This is a genomic window from Pseudomonas caricapapayae (assembly GCF_001400735.1).
GTDB classification, from domain to species: domain Bacteria; phylum Pseudomonadota; class Gammaproteobacteria; order Pseudomonadales; family Pseudomonadaceae; genus Aquipseudomonas; species Aquipseudomonas caricapapayae.
In genome coordinates this window covers 34,613-51,780 of record NZ_LJPW01000158.1, presented here as the reverse complement: position 1 = coordinate 51,780, position 17,168 = coordinate 34,613, and the positions used below count along the sequence as shown (strand labels likewise).

The 17,168-nt window shown below is 60.7% G+C and carries 16 protein-coding genes; 13 read left to right on the top strand and 3 right to left on the bottom strand.

What is annotated here, in order from left to right; genetic code table 11:
* Positions 1 to 256 precede the first annotated feature (256 nt).
* Positions 257 to 1,651 (bottom strand): argininosuccinate lyase, encoded by a 1,395-nt coding sequence (gene argH / locus ALO80_RS24470; protein ID WP_055010860.1) that lies wholly within the window; start codon positions 1,649 to 1,651, stop codon positions 257 to 259.
* Between the two features lie 133 nt (positions 1,652 to 1,784).
* On the opposite strand from argH, the gene ALO80_RS24465 reads away from it, so the two are divergent.
* From ALO80_RS24465 to ALO80_RS24430, 8 genes are all read left to right on the top strand, one after another.
* Positions 1,785 to 2,867: a sensor histidine kinase gene (locus ALO80_RS24465; RefSeq protein ID WP_055010859.1), complete on the top strand. Its 1,083-nt coding sequence runs from the start codon at positions 1,785 to 1,787 to the stop codon at positions 2,865 to 2,867.
* Complete coding sequence (locus ALO80_RS24460; protein WP_054988205.1) at positions 2,864 to 3,610, top strand: LytR/AlgR family response regulator transcription factor; 747 nt, start codon at positions 2,864 to 2,866, stop codon at positions 3,608 to 3,610. Before ALO80_RS24465 ends, ALO80_RS24460 begins: the two co-directional genes overlap by 4 nt.
* 227 nt (positions 3,611 to 3,837) lie before the next feature.
* Positions 3,838 to 4,779, top strand: coding sequence for a hydroxymethylbilane synthase (hemC, locus tag ALO80_RS24455; RefSeq protein WP_054988206.1), 942 nt, complete (start codon positions 3,838 to 3,840; stop codon positions 4,777 to 4,779).
* On the top strand, positions 4,776 to 5,549 hold the full coding sequence (locus tag ALO80_RS24450) for a uroporphyrinogen-III synthase (protein WP_055010858.1): 774 nt from the start codon (positions 4,776 to 4,778) through the stop codon (positions 5,547 to 5,549). The genes hemC and ALO80_RS24450 overlap by 4 nt, the downstream gene beginning before the upstream one ends.
* A gap of 53 nt (positions 5,550 to 5,602) precedes the next feature.
* Positions 5,603 to 6,724, top strand: coding sequence for a uroporphyrinogen-III C-methyltransferase (locus tag ALO80_RS24445; protein ID WP_055010863.1), 1,122 nt, complete (start codon positions 5,603 to 5,605; stop codon positions 6,722 to 6,724).
* A complete protein-coding gene (locus ALO80_RS24440) occupies positions 6,721 to 7,965 on the top strand; it encodes a heme biosynthesis protein HemY (protein WP_055010857.1) in 1,245 nt (414 codons plus the stop codon). Before ALO80_RS24445 ends, ALO80_RS24440 begins: the two co-directional genes overlap by 4 nt.
* A gap of 215 nt (positions 7,966 to 8,180) precedes the next feature.
* Entirely contained in the window at positions 8,181 to 8,708 is a 528-nt protein-coding gene (locus ALO80_RS24435; protein ID WP_055010856.1) for a disulfide bond formation protein B, read from the top strand.
* Positions 8,709 to 8,881: 173 nt separating this feature from the next.
* Positions 8,882 to 9,355 (top strand): Rsd/AlgQ family anti-sigma factor, encoded by a 474-nt coding sequence (locus ALO80_RS24430; protein WP_055010855.1) that lies wholly within the window; start codon positions 8,882 to 8,884, stop codon positions 9,353 to 9,355.
* Positions 9,356 to 9,434: 79 nt separating this feature from the next.
* Here the strand turns inward: ALO80_RS24430 and ALO80_RS24425 are convergent, their stop codons facing one another.
* Positions 9,435 to 10,112 carry an FKBP-type peptidyl-prolyl cis-trans isomerase gene (locus tag ALO80_RS24425; RefSeq protein ID WP_054988211.1) on the bottom strand — a complete coding sequence of 226 codons (678 nt, stop codon included), beginning with the start codon at positions 10,110 to 10,112 and terminating at the stop codon, positions 9,435 to 9,437.
* Between the two features lie 216 nt (positions 10,113 to 10,328).
* Here ALO80_RS24425 and ALO80_RS24420 point away from each other — a divergent pair, with 216 nt between their 5' ends.
* On the top strand, positions 10,329 to 11,312 hold the full coding sequence (locus ALO80_RS24420; RefSeq protein ID WP_055010854.1) for an AlgP family protein: 984 nt from the start codon (positions 10,329 to 10,331) through the stop codon (positions 11,310 to 11,312).
* Here ALO80_RS24420 and ALO80_RS24415 read toward each other — a convergent pair.
* Positions 11,309 to 11,785 (bottom strand): TIGR02444 family protein, encoded by a 477-nt coding sequence (locus ALO80_RS24415; RefSeq protein WP_055010853.1) that lies wholly within the window; start codon positions 11,783 to 11,785, stop codon positions 11,309 to 11,311. The two genes, ALO80_RS24420 and ALO80_RS24415, sit on opposite strands and share 4 nt — an antisense overlap.
* A gap of 46 nt (positions 11,786 to 11,831) precedes the next feature.
* Here ALO80_RS24415 and ALO80_RS24410 point away from each other — a divergent pair, with 46 nt between their 5' ends.
* The 4 genes from ALO80_RS24410 to ALO80_RS24395 all read left to right on the top strand — a co-directional run bounded on the left by ALO80_RS24410 (position 11,832) and on the right by ALO80_RS24395 (position 17,111).
* Complete coding sequence (locus ALO80_RS24410; RefSeq protein ID WP_055010862.1) at positions 11,832 to 13,742, top strand: ATP-binding cassette domain-containing protein; 1,911 nt, start codon at positions 11,832 to 11,834, stop codon at positions 13,740 to 13,742.
* Between the two features lie 16 nt (positions 13,743 to 13,758).
* The gene (locus ALO80_RS24405; protein ID WP_055010852.1) at positions 13,759 to 14,352 is read left to right on the top strand and encodes a mechanosensitive ion channel family protein; all 594 of its coding nucleotides are present in this window, start codon (positions 13,759 to 13,761) and stop codon (positions 14,350 to 14,352) included.
* A 67-nt stretch (positions 14,353 to 14,419) separates the two neighbouring features.
* Entirely contained in the window at positions 14,420 to 15,052 is a 633-nt protein-coding gene (locus ALO80_RS24400) for a LysE family transporter (RefSeq protein ID WP_055010851.1), read from the top strand.
* 160 nt (positions 15,053 to 15,212) lie between these two features.
* On the top strand, positions 15,213 to 17,111 hold the full coding sequence (locus ALO80_RS24395) for a cytochrome c/FTR1 family iron permease (protein ID WP_055010850.1): 1,899 nt from the start codon (positions 15,213 to 15,215) through the stop codon (positions 17,109 to 17,111).
* Positions 17,112 to 17,168: the final 57 nt, after the last annotated feature.

Here is a 17,168-nt window from a genome sequence, read left to right as displayed (position 1 = left end):
GACTTCGTCGGGTTCCTTCATTACTTACGTCGCATTCTGCGTCGTCTGTGCGATCTCGGTTGAAAAGCGTTTTAGAGCAGTTTGGCTGAAGGCACGGTTTTGATTATCGTTCCCACGCTCCGCGTGGGCATGCAGTTCGTGACGCTCTGCGTCACACATATGTGCCGCACTGCACGTTCAGGGTCGGAAGAAAGGCATTCCCACGCAGCGCGTGGGAATGATGATCAGGGGCCAGGCCAGGGTGGGTAAGGAGTGTTCAGCGCCCGGCCAGCAGCTCCTGACCGCGTACTACGGCGGCGCGAACCTGTTCGGGGGCGGTGCCGCCGATGTGGTTACGTGCATTTACCGAGCCTTCCAGGGTCAGCACGGCGAACACGTCCTGCTCAATCTGGTTGCTGAACTGACGCAGCTCTTCCAGGCTCATTTCCGCCAGGTCCTTGCCGGTGTCCACGCCATACTTCACGGCATGACCGACGATTTCGTGGCAGTCACGGAACGGCAGACCACGACGCACCAGATAGTCGGCCAGATCGGTGGCGGTCGAGAACCCGCGCAGCGCCGCTTCACGCATGATGGCGTGCTTTGGTTTGATCGCAGGGATCATGTCGGCAAACGCACGCAACGAATCACGCAGGGTGTCGGCGGCGTCGAACAGCGGCTCCTTGTCTTCCTGATTGTCCTTGTTGTAGGCCAGAGGCTGGCCTTTCATCAAGGTCAGCAAGCCCATCAAGGCGCCGAATACACGGCCGCTCTTGCCACGAACCAGTTCCGGAACATCGGGGTTTTTCTTCTGCGGCATGATCGAGCTGCCAGTGCAGAAGCGATCCGGCAGATCAATGAACTGGAACTGTGCACTGGTCCACAGCACCAGCTCTTCGGAGAAGCGTGACAGGTGCATCATCGCGATAGACGCGGCCGAGCAGAATTCGATGGCGAAGTCGCGATCCGATACGCCGTCCAGCGAGTTGCCGCCTACCACGTCGAAACCCAGCAGCTTGCAGGTCAGCTCGCGATCGATCGGGTAGGTCGTGCCCGCCAGCGCAGCGCTGCCCAGAGGCATGCGGTTGAGGCGCTTGCGGCAGTCGACCAGACGCTCGTAGTCGCGGCTGAGCATTTCGAACCAGGCCAGCATATGGTGGCCGAATGTAACAGGCTGGGCGGTCTGCAAGTGCGTGAAACCAGGCATGATGGTTTCGGCTTCGCGCTCGGCCTGGCCCAGCAGACCTTGCTGCAGACGCGTGATTTCGCTCAGGATCAGATCGATTTCGTCACGCAACCACAGACGGATATCGGTGGCGACCTGATCGTTGCGGCTGCGGCCGGTGTGCAGTTTCTTGCCGGTGATACCGATGCGGTCGGTCAGGCGTGCTTCAATGTTCATGTGCACGTCTTCAAGATCGACGCGCCACTCGAAATTGCCGGCTTCGATCTCGGCCTGGATGGTGTTCAGGCCGTCAACGATGGTGTCACGCTCGGCGTCGGTCAGCACGCCCACCTTGGCCAGCATCGTGGCATGGGCGATGGAGCCCATGATGTCGTGGCGATACAGACGTTGATCGAAATTGACGGAGGCAGTGAAACGCGCGACAAACGCGTCGACGGGTTCACTGAAGCGGCCGCCCCAGGACTGGTTGGTCTTGTCGGTGCTCATGGATTCGCTCGTTGCTAACAGAAAGTGGCGTGCCCGATACCTGGCACAAGGGCGATTGCGATGATAACAGGGTTGATGCATTTTTATCCCCGGACAGCTTGCCGCTGGCGAGGCCAGGGCAGAGACTGGAGCCATGCGAATCGAACCTGTGAAACATGATGCCCGGGCTGCACCCGGCAAAGATTTTTTTCTCCCGGAACTGTGCCTGCCGCAGGCATTGCTGGTGCTCGTCGTACTGGCGGAGCTGCTGGTGCTGGTTCTGGTACTGGTAGAACCGATGCGCAGCGGTTTCGATTGGATACGTCTGGCACTGATGTCGCTGTTCGTGCAATGGATCGTGCTGCTGTCCGCAGCGCTGTTGTGTGGTTTGCGGCCCTTGCTGGCGCGCCTGACGCCGGGACTGGCCGGCATGCTCAGTTGTCTGTTGGTGGTGGGCCTGACACTGTTGTGCACAGCCGTCACGGATGTCTGCCAGCTCACCGGCCGGATTTCGGTCAGCGGGATGGTTGAACGCTACCTGCGTTACTCGACGATTGCCTTGATCATGTCCGCTCTGATGCTGCGCTATTTCTATCTGCAGAGTCAGTGGCGCAAACAGCAACAGGGCGAGCTGCGTGCAAGGATCGAATCGCTACAGGCGCGAATCCGCCCGCACTTCCTGTTCAATACCCTCAACAGTATCGCCAGTCTGGTTGCCAGCAACCCGATCAAGGCAGAGCAGGCGGTACTGGATCTTTCCGACCTGTTTCGCGCCAGTCTGGCCAAGCCTGGCAGTCTGGTGACATGGGGCGAGGAGCTGGCATTGGCAAAACGATATTTATCGATTGAGCAATATCGTCTTGGCGAGCGTCTACAGTTGGACTGGAGGGTGAGCGCAATTCCCGATGATTTGCCGATTCCCCAGCTAACCTTGCAGCCATTACTTGAAAACGCTTTGATTTATGGCATTGCTCCGCGGGTCGAAGGGGGCGTTGTAACGGTCGAAGCGAATTATGAAGGGGGAGAGTTCATATTGAGCGTCAGCAATCCCTATGAAGAAGTTGCCAATCGGCAGACTTCCAACGGTACTCAGCAGGCTCTGACGAATATAGGCGCACGTATTGCGGCACTTTTTGGCCCGCACGCCAGTCTGAGCGTGGAGCGCCGTGACGGTCGTCACTACACCTGTCTACGCTATCCTTGTGCGAGACTCACGCAGGAAGCCAGAGCTATATGAATGTCCTGATCGTTGATGACGAACCCCTGGCCCGCGAGCGATTGAGCCGCATGGTCAATGAGATCGAAGGTTATCGAGTACTGGAACCCAGCGCCGCCAATGGTGAAGAAGCCCTGGCGCTGATTGAAACTCACAAACCGGATGTGGTGCTGCTCGATATCCGCATGCCGGGCCTCGATGGCCTGCAGGTTGCCGCTCGGCTGTGCGAGCGGGAAGCACCGCCTGCCGTCGTTTTTTGCACCGCCCACGATGAATTCGCCCTGGAAGCCTTTCAGGTCAGTGCGGTCGGCTATCTGGTCAAGCCGGTACGCTCCGAGCACCTTGTCGAAGCGCTGAGAAAGGCCGAGCGACCGAACCGCGTGCAACTGGCGGCGCTGACTCGTCCGGCTGCCGAAAGCGGATCGGGGCCACGCAGCCATATCAGCGCCCGAACCCGCAAGGGCATCGAACTGATCCCCCTGGATCAGGTGATCTACTTCATTGCCGATCACAAGTACGTGACCCTGCGCCACGAGGGCGGCGAAGTGTTGCTGGACGAGCCACTCAAGGCGCTGGAAGACGAATTCGGTGACCGCTTCGTGCGCATTCACCGCAACGCACTGGTGGCCCGCGAGCGAATAGAGCGGTTGCAGCGTACGCCGCTTGGGCATTTCCAGTTGTTTCTGAGGGGGCTCAACGGCGACGCATTGATCGTCAGTCGCCGTCACGTAGCGGGTGTCCGCAAGATGATGCAGCAGCTCTAGGGCTCCCCACCCTGGAGCCTGAGCATCAGAGCCGAGTCACGGAACGGGCAGGGGTAGCGGGTCTGTGTGTTTTTCGGTTCAACTGCGGGCGGCCGTTTCCGGCCTCCTTCACCCTTGACCGGTTCATTGATCGACGTCAGTGGGCTGGTGCAAGTTTTCAGTCAGCACTGAAGCCGCCCTGACTGAGCTGTTATTATCCGTCGCATTCACTCAGTACGGATTGTTCAATGTCCTCTCGCGAAATCCGCATCGCCACTCGCAAAAGTGCGCTGGCACTCTGGCAGGCAGAATACGTCAAGGCCCGTCTGGAACAGGCTCATCCCGGCCTGCTCGTGACGCTGGTGCCTATGGTCAGCCGTGGCGACAAGCTGCTCGACTCTCCCCTGTCGAAAATCGGCGGCAAGGGCCTGTTCGTCAAGGAGCTGGAAACAGCCCTTCTGGAAGACAACGCCGACATCGCCGTGCACTCGATGAAAGATGTGCCGATGGATTTTCCACCAGGTCTGGGCCTGTTCTGCATCTGCGAGCGCGAAGACCCGCGCGATGCATTTGTGTCCAATACCTTTGCCAGCCTGGACCAATTACCGGCGGGAAGTATCGTCGGTACCTCCAGCTTGCGTCGTCAGGCACAACTGTTGGCGCGTCGTCCCGATCTGCAGATCCGCTTCCTGCGCGGTAACGTCAATACGCGTCTGGCCAAACTGGATGCCGGTGAGTACGACGCGATCATCCTGGCCGCCGCAGGCCTGATTCGTCTGGGCTTTGAGGATCGCATCACTTCGGCAATCAGCGTCGACGACAGCCTGCCAGCAGGCGGTCAGGGCGCTGTGGGTATCGAATGCCGCAGCGTCGATGCCGAAATTCATGCACTGCTTGCGCCTTTGCATCACGAAGACACCGCTGTGCGTGTGATTGCCGAGCGTTCGCTGAACAAGCACCTCAATGGTGGCTGTCAGGTGCCTATCGCCTGCTACGCCGTGCTGGAGGGCGACGATGTCTGGCTGCGCGGGCTGGTTGGCGATCCATCTGGAAGTCTGTTGCTGCATGCCGAAGCCCGCGCACCACAGACATCCGCCCAGGCGCTGGGTGTGCAGGTAGCCGACGCATTGCTGGCTCAGGGTGCTGCCGAGATCCTCAAAGCGGTATACGGCGAGGCCAACAACGAATGAACACCTGGCGCCTGTTGCTGACCCGCCCGGCCGAGGAGTCGGCGGCGCTGGCAAACGTGCTGGCCCAGGCCGGTATCTTCAGCAGCAGCCTGCCCTTGCTTGAAACCGAGCCTCTGCCCTTGACGCCTGCACAGCGTGCGATCATTTTCGAGCTGCTCGATTATTGTGCGGTCATCGTGGTCAGCAAACCTGCCGCGCGGCTGGCCGTCGAACTGATCGATGAAGTATGGCCGCAGCCACCCATGCAGCCCTGGTTCAGTGTGGGTTCAGCAACCGGGCAGATACTCATCGATTACGGGCTCGATGCAAGCTGGCCGGAGCAGGGCGATGACAGTGAGGCCTTGCTCGGACTTCCGCGCCTGAAACAGGCGATCGCCGTACCGGGCAGCCGCGTGCTGATCATCCGGGGTGACGAAGGACGCGAATTGCTGGCCGAGCAATTGCGCACGCTGGGGGTAGGGGTTGATTACCTGCCGCTGTATCGTCGCTACCTGCCGCAGTATGCGCCTGGAACCCTGCCGCAACGTGTGGCGGTGGAACGCTTGAACGGGCTGGTGGTCAGCAGTGGGCAGGGTTTTGAACATTTGCTTCAGCTGGCTGGTGATTCATGGTCGGACCTGGCCGGTTTGCCACTGTTTGTACCGAGCCCCCGGGTTGCCAGCATTGCGCAGGCAGCCGGAGCCCGGACTGTTATTGATTGTCGTGGCGCCAGCGCCACGGCATTGCTGGCAGCGTTGCGGGATCAACCTCAGCCTGCCGTCAAGGCGTAATGATCGACACCTGTCGTTTACGCTATTACGCCAAAATGCAAAGGATGGGATACGTGAGCGAAACAGCCTTGCCTAAAGACGAAGAATCGGTGTTGAAAACGCCTGCATCCAAGCCCGAACCTGTACGCACCGAGCGGACCGGCAGCCGCAGCAGCGGCCTGGTATTCCTGGCCTTGCTGCTCGGCATCGCCGGTATCGCCGTTGCAGGCTGGGGAGTCTGGCAACTGCGCATGCTGCAGGCCGGCCATCAGCAACAGCGTGGCCAGGTCGAGGACATCGCCGAGCAGACGCTGGTGCTGGCTCAAAATGACCAGCAGTTGAGTGCACGTCTCGCACAATTTCCGCCCGCCGACCAACTGGCAGACAGTCGACGTCTTGTGGCGCAATTGCAGGGCGATCAGCAGCGCCTCAGCCAGCGACTTGAAACCGTGCTGGGCGCGAGCCGCAAGGACTGGCGTCTGGCAGAAGCCGAGCATTTGCTGCGTCTGGCCAGCCTGCGTCTTTCGGCATTGCAGGACATCAACAGTGCTCAGGCACTGGTCCAGGGCGCCGACGAAATTCTGCGTGAGCAGGACGATCCTGGCTCCTTCGCGGCTCGCGATCAACTGGCCAAGAGCCTTGCCGCGTTGCGCAGCGTCGAGCAGCCAGACCGCACCGGGCTGTTTCTGCAACTGGCTGCTCTGCGTGAACAGGCTGTTCAGCTCAACAAGCTGGCACCCGAATACGAAGACAAGGGCGAGTCGCTGCTGGGGCTGACCGACGACAAGACCGAGCAAAGCCGATGGTCGCAATGGTGGGACGAGATTTCCCATTACTTCCGTATCGATTTCAACGCCGACAAGGACATCCGCCCGGTATTGGCAGGTCAAAGCCTTTCGCAGGTGCGTCTGGCCCTGAGCCTGGCGCTGGAGCAGGCCCAGTGGGCGGCACTGAACGGGGAGCCGCAGGTATACACCAAGGCAATCACCGAAGCGCAGAGCGTTCTGAAGGCCAACTTCGATCAGGACGATCCTCAGAGCAAAGTGCTTGCACAAGGGCTTGAGGCCCTGGCCAGCCAGCCGGTATCGGTCAAGACCCCTGACCTGGCGCAAAGCCTGAGCTCGGTGCAGGCATACCTTGAACGCCGTCATGCCGCCGGCCAGCCAGCCGAGGCGCAACAGGGGACCAGCCGATGAAGCGCTTTTATGTGCTGTTGTTCATCGCTGTCGCCGCTGCGGCGCTGATCGGTGTCGCCGTTGCCGAGCATTCCGGTTACGTACTGATCGCCTATCAGAACTTCCGCTATGAATCGAGCCTGTGGGCGACACTGGCGCTGCTGGTCGCGGTTCTGCTGGTAATCGCCCTGCTGAGGCTGGTGATCACGTTACTGACGACGTCAGGCCGCGTGGTCAACCCTTGGTCGCGTCGCAACCGCCGTCGCCGTGTGCAACTGGCTATCGAGCATGGCCAGATGGACCTTGCCGAGGGCCGCTGGGCCAGCGCACAACGCCATCTGCAACGGGCGGCCGAAGCCGATGCCCATCCATTGCTTTACTACCTCGGTGCCGCACGCGCAGCCAATGAGCAAGGGCGTTACGAAGACTGCGACGCGCTGCTGGAGCGGGCACTGGAACGCCAGCCGCAAGCCGAACTGGCAATTGCTCTGAATCACGCTCAATTGCAGCAGGATCGCGGCGATACCGAAGGTGCGCTCACCACGTTGCTGGCGATGAAAGAGCGTCACCCGCACAACCCTCAGGTGCTTCGTCAGTTGCAGCGTCTTTATCAGCAACGCGGCGACTGGTCCGACGTTGTCCGCCTGATGCCGGAGCTGCGCAAAGACAAGGTGTTGCCAGCCAAGGAGCTGGCCGAACTGGAGCGTCGCGCCTGGGGTGAGAACCTGACGCTGGCGGCTTACCGTGACGGCATTGAAGGTACACCCACCGGGCTGCCTTCACTGGAGAGCGCCTGGCAAGGACTTGCTTCGGCGCAACGTCAGGAGCCGCAACTGGTGCTGGCGTATGCCGATCAATTGCGCCGCCTGGGTGCCGAAGCGCAGGCTGAAGAGGTGCTTCGCACCGCCCTGAAGCGTGAGTACAACAGCCACCTCGCGCGTCTGTATGGCCTGGTACGCGGCAGCGATCCGTTGAAACAGCTGCAGACGGCCGAGGGCTGGCTCAAGCATCACCCGGCAGACCCAAGCCTGTTGCTGACCTTGGGGCGTATCTGCCTGCAAAGCCGATTGTGGGGTAAAGCACGGGACTACCTGGAAAGCAGCCTGCGTCTTGAACGCAATCCCGAGACCTGCGCAGAACTGGCTCGTCTGCTGGCCCAGCTGGGCGAGACAGATCGCAGCAATAAACTGTTTCAGGAAGGTCTGGGGCTACTCGACGAGCGTTTTCTGTCACGCCCTGTACCGACGCTGACCAAGGCATGAATCTGCCGGAGAGCCCCGTGCGAGGGCTCTCCGTGCTGCCTCGGCGGCCAGCAGACGAGCTGCGAACGAATCGTCCTACATTGATGTGTAAAGGAACCACGCAGCGGTGTGCTTGTTTTCCTCGGTAAACAGCGAAGTATCCGTACGCCGCCACCTTGAATGCGTCACGCCCTTTCCTCTACCGTAATCGCCTCGTCCTTTGTTACGGATTTGCCATGTATCTGGCTCGCACACGCTTCCTGTTCTTTCTGGCATCGCTGGCCTGTGCATCAATCATTGGCACCGCCTTCTACCTGCAGCAAACCTTCGGCCTCGACCCCTGCGTTCTCTGTCTGGTGCAACGAGCCGGATTCATCGCCTGCGGTGTGCTGGCGCTATGCGCAGCCTGCCATGCGCCTGGCCCGACAGGCATGCGTCGCTACAGCCTGGGTTTTCTGCTGATCGCACTGGCCGGGCTTGTCACGGCAGCCGCCCAGGTATGGCTGCAAACCGCCTCGGCCGATCAATTGATACCTTTCATTACCAGACTGGAGCACGTACTGAGCCTGCTTTCTCTGGACATGTGCATTGACCGGCTGCGAAGCGATGCAATGTTTTGCGCCGAAATCACCTGGACGCTATTCGGCATCAGCCTGCCAGAGTGGAGCCTGCTGGCATTTACAGGTCTTTCGCTGTTACCGCTGTACCCTCTTTTCAGCGAATTCAGTCACTGGCTTGCTACCAGGGATCGGGGCGAGTATTAAACGCTTGTATGAACTTTATCTCCTGCGTACCTTGATGGCCTTGTCGAGCGGGCATAATCTGGGCCGCACGCGTCACTGGAAATGCTGTCCTGACGCATCTATTCAGGCCAGGTCCGGGTTAACTCCCGCGACCGGCCCAGGACCGCATGCCCCTGAAGGGAAGAGAGAAGACCATGCTGGAAAGTTGTCAGAATGCTCAGGAACGCTGGGGCGGAGTCAATAAGCTGATTGATCGCTGGCTTCAAAGTCGTCTCGAACTGATCGAGGCCTATGATGCGCTGGGTGATACGCCCCAGGCGCTGGCGGCTGATCGCGAAGGCCTGCAAAACTTCTGCGGAGTTCTGGTCGATTACGTTTCGGCCGGGCACTTTGAGGTGTACGAACAACTGGGTGATGAAGCCCGTGCGTTCAACGACGAGCGTGGCCTTGAGCTGGCGGACACGATCTATCCGCGTCTGGACGTGATCACCAAGTTTGCGCTGGCGTTCAATGATCGCTGCGACAAAGGCGACTGCTCGGACGCCACGGTGGTGGCCAAGGAGTTCAACCAGCTGGGGCAGTTGCTGCACGAGCGTTTCGAGCTGGAAGACTGCCTGATTGAAGTACTGCACAATTCCCACAAGGAAGAGATTGCCGCTCAGGCGTGAGCAATCCGGTGCAAAAGCTACGAACGCCAAGGGTGCTTCTGTACCCTTTCGCATGTCTGGGTTCCGGTGCTAAACCTGCTTACTGAGAAACGGCTATCAGCTCGATTTCAAATACCAGCGGTGTGAACGGATCGATCAGGTCGCCAGCCCCCTCGGCACCGTAGGCTTGATCCGACGGAATCACCAGCCTCCACTTCGCACCCGTCGGCATGTTCTGCAGCGCGCTGGTCCAGCCGCTGATCACGCTGTCGAGCCGGAACCACTGTGGCTGAGTGCTCTGATCGAAGATCGTACCGTCCGGCAAACGCCCCACATAACGCACTTCAACCCTTCCGTTGGCATCAGGTTTGGGGCCCGTGCCAGGCGTTAGCTCGGTCATGAGAATGCCGTCGGCCAATACCTTCACGCCCGGCTTGGCCTTCTCGCTGTCCATGAAGGTGCGCTCCGCCTTGAGCGCTGCTTCGGTAGGCGCGTCCGTGCCTGCGGTCTCGGCCTGCGCAATCGCTGCGTCATGCTCGCGCAGGATCTGGTCAATACGCTCCTGCTTGAGCGCCAGCGGCTTGCCCTGATAGGCCTGTTTCAAACCTTCGACAAGGGCCTTGAGATCAAGGTCAGGGACTTCCTGATGCAAGCGCTCACCGAGGCTTGCGCCCAGGCTGTAGGCGAGATCGTGACCGTCATTGGCCGCAGGTGGCGCTTCGGCGGCCTGAGCCAGGGGTAGCAAGAGGAACAACGACGTTAACAGGTAGCGCGACATTAATGCTCTCCGGCCTGGGAAGGCAGCGATTATGCCAGCGCCAGCGCGTGTAGTGACGAGTCTTGCGAAGTGAATTTCACAATGCCTGCGCATCGTGTCGGACAATCATTTTTTGCACTATGCAACAGCGCCCCCTGGATGCTGTCAAGATGCCCTAGCGGCGATGCGCGCAGAAGCCTAGTATGAGCCGCAATTTCGTCACCCAGGAGGTAAGTCATGTCGGCCAAAAAGAAGCCAGTAAATACTCCGTTGCATTTGCTCCAACAATTATCGGGCAGCTTGCTTGAACATCTGGAAGACGCCTGTTCCCAAGCCTTGGCTGATGCCGAGAAACTGCTCGCCAAGCTTGAGAAACAACGCGGCAAGGCGCAGGAGAAACTGCACAACTCCCGCATCAAACTGCAGGACGCTGCCACCGCCGGGAAATCCAAGGCGCAGGCCAAGGCTAAAGCCGCCGTGTCCGAGCTGGAAGAGCTGCTCGATGCCCTCAAGGATCGTCAGACCGAAACCCGCACCTACATTCTGCACCTCAAGCGCGATGCCCAAGAGAGCCTGAAGCTGGCCCAGGGTATTGGCCGTGTGAAAGAGGCGGTCGGCAAGATCCTGACCACTCGCAATGCCAAGCCAGCGGCCCCCAAAGCCGTAGCCAAGGCGCCTGGCGCTGCTACGGCAAAAACGCCGGCAAAAACCGCAGCGAAAGCACCTGTGAAAGTGGCCGCTGCCAAAGCGGTCGCCAAACCCGCAGCCAAGCCTGCAGCAACCAAGGCCCCGGTCAAAGCGGCTGCCAAGCCTGCCGCACGGGCAACTGCAGCAGCCAAGCCCGCCACTGCAAAAACAGCGGCTGCCAAACCCGCTGCTGCGGCCAAGCCTGCCGCCACCAGGCCAGCTGCCAAAGCTGCTGTCACCAAAGCACCTGCGGCCAAAACGACCGCAAGCAGCGCTGCCAAACCTGCCGCTGCAAAAACACCGGTTGCCAAATCTGCGGCGAAAGCTCCGGTGAAAGCACCTGCGAAGGCCCCGGCCAAAGCACCCGCCAAGGCCCCCGTGAAAGCAGCAACCAAGCCTGCAGCGAAGCCAGCTGCCGCCAAACCGGCCACGCCCGCACCTGCTGCAGCCAAGCCAGCGACGTCTGCACCTGCTGCGCCAGCCGCGGCACCGGCAACACCTGCCAACGGCGCAACGCCAACCAGCGCTTCCTAAGCCTGGTCGACCGCAAGATCAACCGCGATGCGCAGCACCTGCAGCGCATCGCGGTTTTTTTCCGGGTCCCCGTCAGCAAGCTCGACCAGCCAGTCTTCTGCGTTTCTCGCCTCACCCGCGGGCCAGTCTCCGGCCTGTGCCTCAAGCCTAATCATCAGGCTCTGTTCGGCCTCCAGTTCCAACACCTTGACCTTCATTCGCAACGCCTTCAGCGCCGCGTCCTCATGTGCCTCGACACGCCACTGATTGCGTAAATCCCGCAGTGGACGCACGACATCATCGTGCCAGGGTGTCGCTATTTGTCTTATTTGCGCCACCCGCTGTGCATTGCAAGCCACTTCGCGTGTACCGAGCCAGACACCGCAAAGCACCATGCACACGTTGGCCCCGTTGGCTTGCAGCGTCAAACAAGCCTGTTCCACGCCTGGCCGGGCGTAGAAATCGAGGGTGAAACTCCAGAGCGCTGAAGGCATAGTGATCCACCTGTTCAGGACGAAGCTGGTAGACTCCGCCGCCATTATGATTCGACTTCAAAGCCTTACCTTACAGCGTGGTCCGCAACGTCTGCTAGAAGACGCCGAGCTGACCCTGCACGCCGGCCATAAAGCCGGCCTGATCGGTGCCAATGGTGCCGGTAAATCCAGCCTGTTCGCCTTGCTGCGCGGAGAGCTGACGCCCGATGCCGGTGACTGCCTGCTGCCCGCCGACTGGCGTATCGCGCACATGCGCCAGGAGGTCGACACGCTCGAACGCCTGGGCGTGGACTACGTACTCGATGGCGATGAGCGTCTGCGTGAGGTTCAGCGTCTGCTGGCCGACGCAGAAGCCGCGCAGGACGGTGCCGCTCAGGCGCGTCTGCATGCGGAGCTGGACAGCGCCGACGGTTACACCGCTGACGCGCGGGCACGCAAGCTGTTGGCCGGGCTGGGCTTCACCAACGAACAGATGGAGCGTCAAGTCGGCAGTTTCTCAGGTGGATGGCGTATGCGCCTGAACCTGGCGCAAGCGCTGATGTGCCCTTCGGACCTGCTGCTGCTCGACGAACCGACCAACCACCTGGACCTCGACGCCATTCTGTGGCTTGAAGACTGGCTCAAGGGCTACCCCGGCACATTGCTGCTGATTTCCCACGATCGGGACTTTCTGGATGCTGTGGTCGATCACATCGCCCATGTCGAGCAGCGCAAAATCACACTCTATCGCGGTGGCTACAGCGCATTCGAGCGTGCCCGCGCCGAGCGTCTGGCCCAGCAGCAACAGGCCTACGAAAAGCAGCAGGCGCAACGCGCGCACATGGAAAAATACATCGCGCGGTTCAAGGCTCAAGCCACCAAGGCACGCCAGGCACAGAGCCGGATCAAGGCACTGGAGCGCATGGAAGAGCTGTCTGCCGCGCACGTCGATTCGCCGTTCAACTTTGTTTTCCGTGAGTCCGACAAGATTTCCAGCCCATTGCTGGACCTGTCCGACGCGCGTCTCGGTTACGGCGACAAGACCATCCTTGAGAAGGTCAAGCTGCAACTTACGCCAGGCGCACGCATCGGTCTGCTTGGCCCCAACGGCGCGGGCAAATCGACGCTGATCAAAAATCTGGCTGGCGAGCTTGAGCCGCAGAGTGGTCGGCTGGTCAGGGGTGAAAACCTCACCGTCGGCTATTTCGCCCAGCATCAGCTCGACTCGCTGGATGCCAAAGCCACGCCCTTGCTGCACTTGCAGCGCCTGGCACCGACTGAACGCGAACAGACGCTGCGCGACTTCCTCGGCGGTTTCGATTTCCGTGGCGCGCGCCTGGATGAGCCGGTGCTGAATTTCTCCGGTGGCGAGAAGGCCCGTCTGGCGCTGGCGCTGATTGCCTGGGAAAAACCTAACCTGTTGCTGCTCGATGAACCGACCAACCACCTGGACCTGGAGATGCGCCTGGCACTGACCATGGCCCTGCAGGAATTCGGCGGCGCGGTACTGGTGGTGTCTCACGATCGGCACTTGCTCAAAAGCACGACCGATGACTTCCTGCTGGTAGCCGATGGCCGCGTGCAGGAATTCGACGGCGATCTGGATGATTACACGCGCTGGCTGGCCGATTACCGGCTGCGCAACGCGCCGGTCAGCACCACGCCCGTCAATGCCGACAAGACTGACAAGAAAGCCCAGCGTCAGCAGGCAGCAGCCTTGCGCCAGCAACTGGCCCCGCACAAGCGTGAAGCCGACAAGCTGGAGCGTGATCTGGGTGTGGTGAATGAACAACTCGCCAAGGTCGAAGAGGCGCTGGCGGACAGCACCAATTACGAGGCGGCCAACAAGGACAAGCTGCGCGATCTGCTGGCCGAGCAGGCAAAGCTGAAAGTACGTGAGTCCGAGCTGGAAGATGCCTGGATGCAGGCGCTGGAACTGCTGGAATCAATGCAGGCCGAACTGGAAGCGTTGTCGTGAGTGAGGCAAAAGAGTGATGGAGATGTTGGGCCTGCCGGTATCCGCGTACTGGCTTGAACCGCTGCTGATCGGTGTACAGATTCTGCTGATCCTGCTGGCCGGTTACGTATTGCAACGCATCGTGGGTGGTTTTCTGACCGGTCTGGGCGAGCGTTACCCTTTGCCTCCGGAGCTGCTGGTACCGGTTCGCGGTGGCTTGCGCTGGCTGATCATGGGCAGCGCTTTCGTTTTCGTCCTGGGCCGGCTCGGGGTTTCGGCCACCGTGTTGTGGACGGCGCTGTCCGGTTTCGTCGCGGTCGCGGCGGTGGCGTTTTTCGCCATGTGGAGCGTGCTGTCGAACCTGCTTTGCGCCATTCTGATCTTTACCATCGGCCCATTCCGTATCGGAGACATGGTCGAGCTGGTCGAGACGCTGGACAAGCCCGGTGTAAAGGGTCGGGTGGTCGCCATCAATCTGATGTTCACCACCCTGATAGAAACCCCGGAAGCCGGTGGCGCGCTGGTTCAGGTGCCCAATAGCCAGTTCTTCCAGAAGGCGGTACGCCGCTGGCGCGGCAGTGACCTGTTCCCGCAGATGGTGGTTGCGAAGCAGCCGGATGAGCAGGATTAAAAATAGTTAGCCTTCCAACGCGCTAACCACTAATTTATCGGGCATTCGACTTTGCTTGAGGTGCGTGATGGCGCTTGAAACGTGGCTGGGCTTTTTTGCGGCCTGCTGGATTATCAGTCTTTCACCGGGCGCAGGTGCTATTGCGTCGATGTCCTGTGGCCTGCAATACGGTTTCTGGCGTGGCTACTGGAATGCCCTCGGCTTGCAGATCGCGCTGGTGGCACAGATTGCGATTGTCGCTGCGGGTCTTGGTGCAGTGCTGGCGGCTTCCGAGATGGCGTTCACGCTGATCAAGTGGTTCGGTGTGGCGTATCTGGTCTACCTCGGCATCAGACAGTGGCGTGCGCTGCCCACCGACCTGGGTGACGAATCGGCCGTTCGCCCTGTCGGCAAACCGGCGACGCTGGTCATGCGCGGCTTTCTGGTCAATATCAGTAACCCCAAGGCACTGATTTTCATCCTGGCAATTTTGCCGCAGTTCATTGATCCGGCCGCTCCGCTGTTCATCCAGTACGTCATCATCGCGGCGACCATGGTGGTGGTCGACCTTATCGTGATGGCGGGTTACACCGGCCTGGCATCGAAGGTCCTGCGCCTGCTGAAAACGCCTCGCCAGCAACGTCGTCTGAACCGCACGTTTGCCAGCCTGTTCGTCGGGGCAGCAGGGTTTCTCGCAACGCTGCATCGCGGCACAGCCTGAGCCACCTCGACCCCCTTCAAGTCCCGAACAGAGCCATGCCCTGTTCGGAGCTTAGTAAGGCTGAATGTAAGATTCTGTAACAAAAACGGACCTCGACTATTGAGTAGTGCTCGTGCGGCGTTAACAATGCACCGCATCGCATTCCTGTCGAGATTCTGCAATGCCCGTCCGCTCTCGTTTTCTTGCCTGGCTGCTGGTGCCGCTACTGGCGCTGTGCAGCTGCATCGCACTGGCCGAACCTGTCGAGGGCGCAGCCCAGGCGTTGCATCTGCTGGATTATCTGGGTGCCGACTACCCGGCCACCGTGGCGGATGGCAAGGTCGTGAATACCGTCGAGTATCAGCAGCAGATCGGCAACCTCGCAGCGCTGCAAGGCCTCGTGCTTGCCCTGCCGCAACGTGCGGAGCGTGCTGATCTGGAGCAGGCCGTATCGCAGCTGAAAAGCGCTGTGACGGATCGGCTCGACGGTGTGCAGGTCGCTCGTCAGGCGCGGCAGTTGAGTGCCAGGCTCGCACTGGCCTATGAAGTCAGCCAGGCCCCGGCCATCACCCCGGACCCGGCCCGTGGCGCGCCCTTGTACGCTCAGCATTGCTCGGTCTGCCATGGCGATAGCGGGGCAGGTGACGGTCCGGCAGGTATCGGTCTGGAGCCACCGCCTTCGAACCTGCGTGACACGGCGCGGCTGGATCGCCTGAGCCTTTACGACCTCTACAACGCGACCGGGCTGGGAATTTCCGGCACCGACATGCCCGCGTTCGCCGACCAGCTGGACGACCGCCAGCGCTGGGATATCGCGACCTACATCGCCAGTTTCAGTGCGCAGCCGGTCGCCAATCCAGGCAAAACCTTCAACATCGCCGATCTGGCTCGCCAGACACCCGCCGAAGTCCAGGCGGCAGAGGGGCCGGATGCCAGCGCGACCTTCCGCGCCCAGCGTGCACAGCCGCCACAGGTGCAGCGCGGCCCGGCGCAACTGCTCGATTACACCAGCGTGACGCTCGACAAGAGTCTGGCGGCCTACAAAGCGGGTGATCGCGAGCAGGCCTATGATTTGTCGGTGGCAGCCTATCTGGAAGGTTTCGAGCTGGTCGAAAGTTCGCTGGATAACGTCGACGCCAACGTGCGCAAGGACACTGAAAAGAGCCTGATGGCTTACCGACAGTCCTTGCAGGACAGCCTGCCACTGGCGCAGGTTGCACAAAAGCTGGAAGCGGCGAAAGGCAAGCTCAAGGAATCGGCAGGGCTGTTGGGCAGCGACGGCCTCAGCCAGTCGCTGAGCTACATTTCGGGCCTGCTGATACTGCTGCGTGAAGGGCTCGAAGCCATTCTGGTGCTGGCAGCGATTCTGGCGTTTCTGCGCAACACCGGGCAGCAGTCTGCGGTGCGCAGCGTCAACATCGGCTGGGCGCTCGCCTTGCTGGCAGGACTGGGCACTTGGGCCCTCGCTGCCTATGTGATCGACGTCAGCGGCGCGCAGCGTGAGTTGCTGGAAGGTGCCACCGCGCTGTTCGCCAGTGTGATGGTGCTCTGGCTTGGCGTGTGGATGCACGACCGTCGCCATGCCGCCGCGTGGCAGGACTATGTCAAAAGCAGCCTGGTCGGCGGCGGTGGCCGATTCGGCTTCGCGGTACTGGCTTTCTTCTCGGTGTACCGCGAGCTGTTCGAAGTCATCCTGTTCTACGAAACCCTATGGTTGCAGGCAGGACCCGCCGGACACGATGCCGTGCTGGCAGGTGGCGCCACAGCACTGGTGCTGTTGGTAGGCCTGGCGTGGGTCATCCTGCGCGGCTCGGCGAAGCTGCCGCTGTCAATGTTCTTCGGTATCAACGCTGCGCTGCTCTGCGCTCTGTCGGTGGTGTTTGCCGGTCACGGCGTCAAGGCGCTGCAAGAGGCGGGGATATTCGGCACAAGGCCGGTGCCGTTCTTCGAGTTCGATTGGCTGGGTATCCACGCTGACCTTTACTCACTCGCAGCTCAGGCCATTGCTCTCACCGCTATCGCAGTGCTGTATGGCAGAAGTCGTCTGGCCGAGAAGCGCAGACTTCAGGCAGCAGGCTGACGCTAGGCCTGCGAAGGACAAGCGGTGCCCACCGCTTGTCCTTGCTTCACCGGTAGT